This window comes from Promicromonospora kroppenstedtii DSM 19349, from assembly GCF_000515355.1.
In the GTDB taxonomy this organism is placed as follows: Bacteria; Actinomycetota; Actinomycetes; order Actinomycetales; family Cellulomonadaceae; genus Promicromonospora; species Promicromonospora kroppenstedtii.
In genome coordinates this window covers 38,945-44,507 of the sequence record NZ_KI911635.1, presented here as the reverse complement: position 1 = coordinate 44,507, position 5,563 = coordinate 38,945, and the positions used below count along the sequence as shown (strand labels likewise).

The 5,563-nt window shown below is 70.4% G+C and carries 5 protein-coding genes; 4 read left to right on the top strand and 1 reads right to left on the bottom strand.

The features are described from left to right. On the bottom strand, positions 1 to 541 hold a 541-nt coding region (locus PROKR_RS07395; protein ID WP_342665857.1), incomplete at its 3' end, for a LacI family DNA-binding transcriptional regulator. 187 nt (positions 542 to 728) lie between these two features. Here PROKR_RS07395 and PROKR_RS07390 point away from each other — a divergent pair. The 4 genes from PROKR_RS07390 to PROKR_RS07375 all read left to right on the top strand — a co-directional run. Further along, a complete protein-coding gene (locus PROKR_RS07390; protein ID WP_121384582.1) occupies positions 729 to 1,598 on the top strand; it encodes a carbohydrate ABC transporter permease in 870 nt (289 codons plus the stop codon). Between the two features lie 3 nt (positions 1,599 to 1,601). Continuing rightward, a complete protein-coding gene (locus PROKR_RS07385) occupies positions 1,602 to 2,528 on the top strand; it encodes a carbohydrate ABC transporter permease (protein WP_142038407.1) in 927 nt (308 codons plus the stop codon). 74 nt (positions 2,529 to 2,602) lie between these two features. Beyond that, positions 2,603 to 3,943, top strand: a complete 1,341-nt coding sequence (locus PROKR_RS07380) for an ABC transporter substrate-binding protein (RefSeq protein WP_036961352.1) — start codon at positions 2,603 to 2,605, stop codon at positions 3,941 to 3,943. Positions 3,944 to 4,043: 100 nt separating this feature from the next. Then, positions 4,044 to 5,563 (top strand): glycoside hydrolase family 35 protein (locus PROKR_RS07375; protein WP_051432760.1); only part of this gene is annotated, 1,520 nt, incomplete at its 3' end.

The following is a 5,563-nucleotide window of genomic DNA, read 5'->3' as shown; positions in this document are numbered from 1 at the left end:
TGCGGTGCCCCAGGTCCAGGAGGTGCTGGGTGGCGCGGCGGGCGCCGTCGACCTGGTCGGCGCCCACGGCGGGGTGGTGGCCCACGAACCGTGAGTCGGAGACCACCACGGGCAGCCGGGAGGGCAGCGCGAGCGTGTCGGGCGTGACGGTCTCGGCCCGGACGATCACCAGCCCGTCGATGGCCTGGTGGGACAGCCGGGTCGCCGCGGCCGTCACGACGTCGGACGACGGGTTCTCGACGTCGATCAGCGTGACGGTGTAACCCTCGTCACGCGCCGCCTCGGTGACGGCCTCGATGGTGCGCGACTCACCGGTGCGCGCCAGCCCGTGGGCGATCATGCCGATGGTCCGGAAGCTCCCGTAGCGCAGCGCGCGCGCCGCCGTGTTCGGCGCGTAGCCGAGCTGCGCCATCGCCGCCAGGACCCGGTCCCGCGTCGCCGGCCGCACGTTGTCCAGGCCCATCGACACGCGGGACACGGTCTGCGTGGAGACTCCCGCCAGCACGGCGACGTCGACCAGGGACGGACCTCTGCCCTCCACGACACCCACCTCCTCGTGATGCGTCTCGCCCCGGGGTCCGCTTGACACCTCGGTGACTCACGAGCACCCTAGTCCGCGTCACCATGTTGACGTCAACACGACGACCATGCTGACCCCACTCGTGAAGGAGCGACCCCACTTGACCACGCTCGCATCGCCTCCGGCCGTGCCCAAGACCGCGGGACGGATGCGGCTCCGCACCCGCTGGACCGGATGGGGCTTCGTCGGCCCGTTCATGGCCGTCTTCGCCCTCGTGTTCCTCGCGCCGATCGCCTACTCCCTCTGGCTGAGCCTGTTCCAGACGCAGCTCGTGGGCGGTACGACATTCGTCGGCCTCGACAACTACGCCCGCGTGCTCGCGGACCCGCAGTTCTGGGACGGCACCGGCCGCGTGGCCCTTTTCCTGCTGGTCCAGGTGCCGGTGATGCTCGGCATCTCGCTCCTGGTCGCCCTCGCGATCGACAGCGGCCGCCTGTACGGTCGCGACTTCTTCCGCCTCGCGATCTTCCTGCCGTACGCCGTGCCCGGCGTCGTGGCCGCGCTGATGTGGGGCTTCATGTACGGCGAGCGGTTCGGGCTGGTCGGCAACTTCAACGACCTGTTCGGCACCAGCATCCCGGACCCGCTGTCCTCGGCCCTGGTGCTCCCCGCGATCGGCAACATCGTGACCTGGGAGTTCGTCGGCTACAACATGCTGATCTTCTACTCCGCGCTGCGCGTGGTGCCCACCTCGCTGTACGAGGCGGCGGAGATCGACGGCGCCGGCCCGTGGCGCGTGATCACGGCGATCAAGCTGCCCGCGATCCGCGGCGCGCTCGTCGTGGCGACCATCTTCTCGATCATCGGCTCGTTCCAGCTCTTCAACGAGCCCAGCATCCTGCAGCCGCTGTCCCCCAACTACATCTCGACCCACTACACGCCGAACCTGTACGCCTACTCGCTGTCCTTCTCGGGCCAGCAGTACAACTACTCGGCCACGGTGGCGATCGTCATGGGCGTGCTCACGATGATCGTGGCCTACGTGGTGCAGCTGCGCGGCATGCGCAAGGAGGCCTGAGCCATGAGCAACGTCCTGATGACCGCGCCCACCGTGCGCCCCAAGAAGGCCCCGCCCCGGCTGCGGAACCGCCGCAGCTCGCACGCCCGGCCCACGCGCAGCATCCTGCTCACGGTCCTGACGGCCCTGATCGGCGTCTACGCGCTGATCCCGCTCGTCTGGCTGCTGATCAACGCGACCAAGACGCAGCCCGACCTGTTCAGCTCGTTCGGCCTGTGGTTCAGCGGCGACTTCGCGCTCTGGGACAACATCGTCGGCGTCCTGACGTACGACGGCGGCGTCTTCGGCCGCTGGTTCCTCAACACCCTGATGTACGTCGTGCTCGGCGCGGGCGGTGCCACCCTGCTGGCGCTGCTCGGCGGTTACGGCCTGGCCAAGTTCGACTTCCCGGGCAAGCGCGCCGTGTTCGCGATCGTCATCGGCGCCGTGGCCGTGCCGGGTACCGCGCTGGCCGTGCCCACGTTCCTCATGTTCGCGAACATGGGCCTGACGAACACGCCCTGGTCGGTCATCATCCCGTCGCTCATCTCGCCGTTCGGGCTCTACCTCATGTGGACGTTCGCGGCCGACGCGGTGCCGGACGAGATCATGGAGGCCGCCCGCCTCGACGGCGCGAGCGAGGCGCGCACGTTCTTCCAGGTGTGCCTGCCGATGATGGCGCCCGGGATCGTGACGGTACTGCTGTTCACGGTCGTCGCCACGTGGAACAACTACTTCCTGCCGCTGATCATGCTGCGCGACCCCTCCTGGTACCCGCTGACGCTAGGCCTGAACGCGTGGAACGCCCAGGCCACCACCGCGGGCGGCGAGGCCATCTTCAACCTCGTGATCGCCGGCTCGCTCCTGACGATCCTGCCGCTGATCGTGGCCTTCCTGCTGCTGCAGCGCTACTGGCAGTCGGGTCTGGCCGCCGGAAGCGTCAAGGAGTGACCAGGCCGGGCGCCCGCCGCCCGAAGACTTCCCCCCAGACAGATCCGCTTGACGATGAAGTGAGAGGAACCACCATGACCATCCGCCACCACCGCGCTGTCGGCGCGTTCGCCGCGGCCGGCGCCCTGGCGCTCGCCCTGACCGCGTGCGGGTCCGGGTCCGACGGCGGCGACGCCGCGGAGGCCGTCTCCCCCGAGGACATCTCGGCCGCGCTCGAGGAGGGCGGCGACCTGCTGGTCTGGGCCTGGGAGCCCACGCTGGACAAGGTCGTCGAGGACTTCGAGGCCGAGTACCCGAACGTGGACGTCGAGCTGGCGAACGTCGGTACCGGTAACGACCACTACGTGGCGCTGCAGAACGCCATCAGCGCCGGCTCGGGTGTCCCCGACGTCGCGCAGATGGAGTACTACGCCCTGCCGCAGTTCTCCATCGGCGGGTCGCTCGCCGACCTCGCGCCGCTGGGTGCCAGCGAGCTCGACGGCACCTACTCCCCCGGCCCGTGGGGCGCCGTGACCGACGGCGACGCCGTGTACGGCCTGCCCATGGACTCCGGCCCGATGGCGCTGTTCTACAACGCCAAGACGTTCGAGGACGCCGGCGTCGAGGTGCCCGCCACCTGGGACGAGTTCGTCACGGCCGCCGAGAAGATCCACGCGTTCGACAAGAACACGTACATCACCGCGGACAACGGCGACGCCGGGTTCGCGACCTCGATGATCTGGCAGGCAGGCGGCCACCCGTTCGAGGTGAGCGGCACCGACGTGACCGTGAACCTCGCCGACGAGGGCTCGGCCAAGTTCGCCGACATGTGGCAGCAGCTCCTGGACGACGACCTCGTGGCCGACGTCCCCGCCTGGTCGGACGAGTGGTTTCAGGGCCTGGGCAGCGGTGAGATCGCCGCGCTGGTGACCGGCGCCTGGATGCCCGCGAACCTCGAGTCGGGCGCCGCCCCGGCGTCGGGCGACTGGCGCGTGGCCCCCATGCCGCAGTGGACCGAGGGCTCGAACGAGACCGCCGAGAACGGCGGCTCCGCGCTGTCGGTGACCGAGGCCAGCAGCAAGAAGGCCCTGGCCTACGGCTTCCTGGAGTACGCGAACGCCGGCGACGGCGTCGCCACGCGCCTCGAGGGCGGCAACTTCCCGGCGACGCTCGCCGACCTGAACGACGAGAAGTTCCTCGCCGAGGAGTCGGAGTACTTCGGCGGCCAGAAGATCAACGAGGTGCTCTCGGCGTCGGCCACCGGTGTGGTCACCGGCTGGCAGTACCTGCCGTACCAGGTCTACGCGAACAGCGTGTTCCCCGACACGGTCGGCCAGGCCTACACGGGCTCGACCTCGCTGTCGGACGGCCTCGCCGCCTGGCAGGACTCGATCGTGAAGTACGGCAACGAGCAGGGCTTCACCGTCGGCGAGTGAGCCGCGGCTGATCGACCAGGGACGACGGCGGGGGCCTTCCCCCGCCGTCGTCCTCTTGCCCCACCCCCAGAACCCGCAGACCCCCCCTGAGGACGCACACATGCCCACGTTCGACATCGGCCCCGAGGACTTCGAGCTCGACGGCCGCCCGATGCAGGTCGTCAGCGGCGCGCTGCACTACTTCCGCGTGCACCCCGACCAGTGGGCCGACCGGATCCGCAAGGCTCGGCTCATGGGCCTGAACACCATCGAGACGTACGTGCCGTGGAACTTCCACGCGCCCGACCCCGACGTGTTCGACCTGACCGGGCGGCGCGACCTCGGGCGGTTCCTCGACCTGGTGGCCGCCGAGGGCCTGTACGCGATCGTGCGGCCGGGACCCTACATCTGCGCCGAGTGGGACGGCGGCGGGCTGCCCGGCTGGCTGTTCGCCGACCCCGAGGTGGGGGTGCGCCGGCACGAGCCGAGGTTCCTCGCGGCGATCGGCACCTATTACGCGAACCTGCTGCCCTTGGTGGCCGAGCGCCAGGTGACACGCGGCGGGCCCGTGCTCATGGTCCAGGTGGAGAACGAGTACGGCGCCTACGGGGACGACCCGCTGCCCGAGCGGCAGCAGTACCTCCGGGCGCTCGTTGACCTGACCCGTGAGCAGGGCATCGAGGTACCCCTGTTCACCTGCGACCAGGCCGACGACGAGATGCTGGCTCGCGGCGGCCTGCCGGAGCTGCACAAGACGGCGACGTTCGGCTCGCGCAGCACGGAGCGGCTGGAGATCCTGCGGCGGCACCAGGCCACGGGACCGCTCATGTGCATGGAGTTCTGGAACGGCTGGTTCGACTCGTGGGGCCTGGAGCACCACGTCGCACCCGCCGAGGCGAACGCCGCCGACCTGGACGACCTGCTCGCGGCCGGCGGGTCGGTGAACCTGTACATGTTCCACGGCGGCACCAACTTCGGCCTGACCAGCGGCGCGAACGACAAGGGCATCTACCGGCCCATCGCGACGTCGTACGACTACGACGCGCCGCTGGCCGAGGACGGCACACCGACCGCCAAGTACTACGCGATGCGCGACGTGATCGCGCGGCACCTGCCGGTGCCGGCGCTCTCCTCTGAGGTCGAGGCTGGCGCTGGGGCTGGGGCGGGGGCGCCTGTGCTGGAGGTCGACCTGACCGCTCAGGTGCCGCTGGCCCACGCGCTGCCGAGCCTGCTGCGCGAGGACCTGCTCACCTTCTCGTCGACGCCGACGACCGACGACCTGCGCCTCTGGTCGGGCTTCGCGGTCTACCGCACCCGGATCCGGCCCGACGACCTGGTGCTGACCCTGAGCGAGGTGCGTGACCGCGCCGTCGTCCTGGTCGACGACGAGCAGGTCGGCGTGCTCGACCGCGGCTCGCACACCTTCGCCGTCGCGCTGCCCGCCCGAGCGGGCGACCTCACGCTCCTGGTGGAGGACCAGGGCCGGGTCAACTACGGCAAGCGGATCGGCGAGCCCAAGGGCCTGATCGGGCCCGTGCGCACCGCGGTGCGCACGATCCACGACTGGGAGGCGGCGGCGCTGCGCGTCGAGGACGCGCCGGAGCTGCTGCGCGCGGCGCTCGACGCCCCGGGGCGCGCGCT

What these genes read in the sequence shown, in the direction of transcription:
- PROKR_RS07390 (WP_121384582.1), top strand. Translation starts at nt 729, where the DNA reads ATGCGGCTCCGCACCCGCTGGACCGGATGGGGCTTCGTCGGCCCGTTC.
- PROKR_RS07385 (WP_142038407.1), top strand. Translation starts at nt 1,602, where the DNA reads ATGAGCAACGTCCTGATGACCGCGCCCACCGTGCGCCCCAAGAAGGCC.
- PROKR_RS07380 (WP_036961352.1), top strand. Translation starts at nt 2,603, where the DNA reads ATGACCATCCGCCACCACCGCGCTGTCGGCGCGTTCGCCGCGGCCGGC.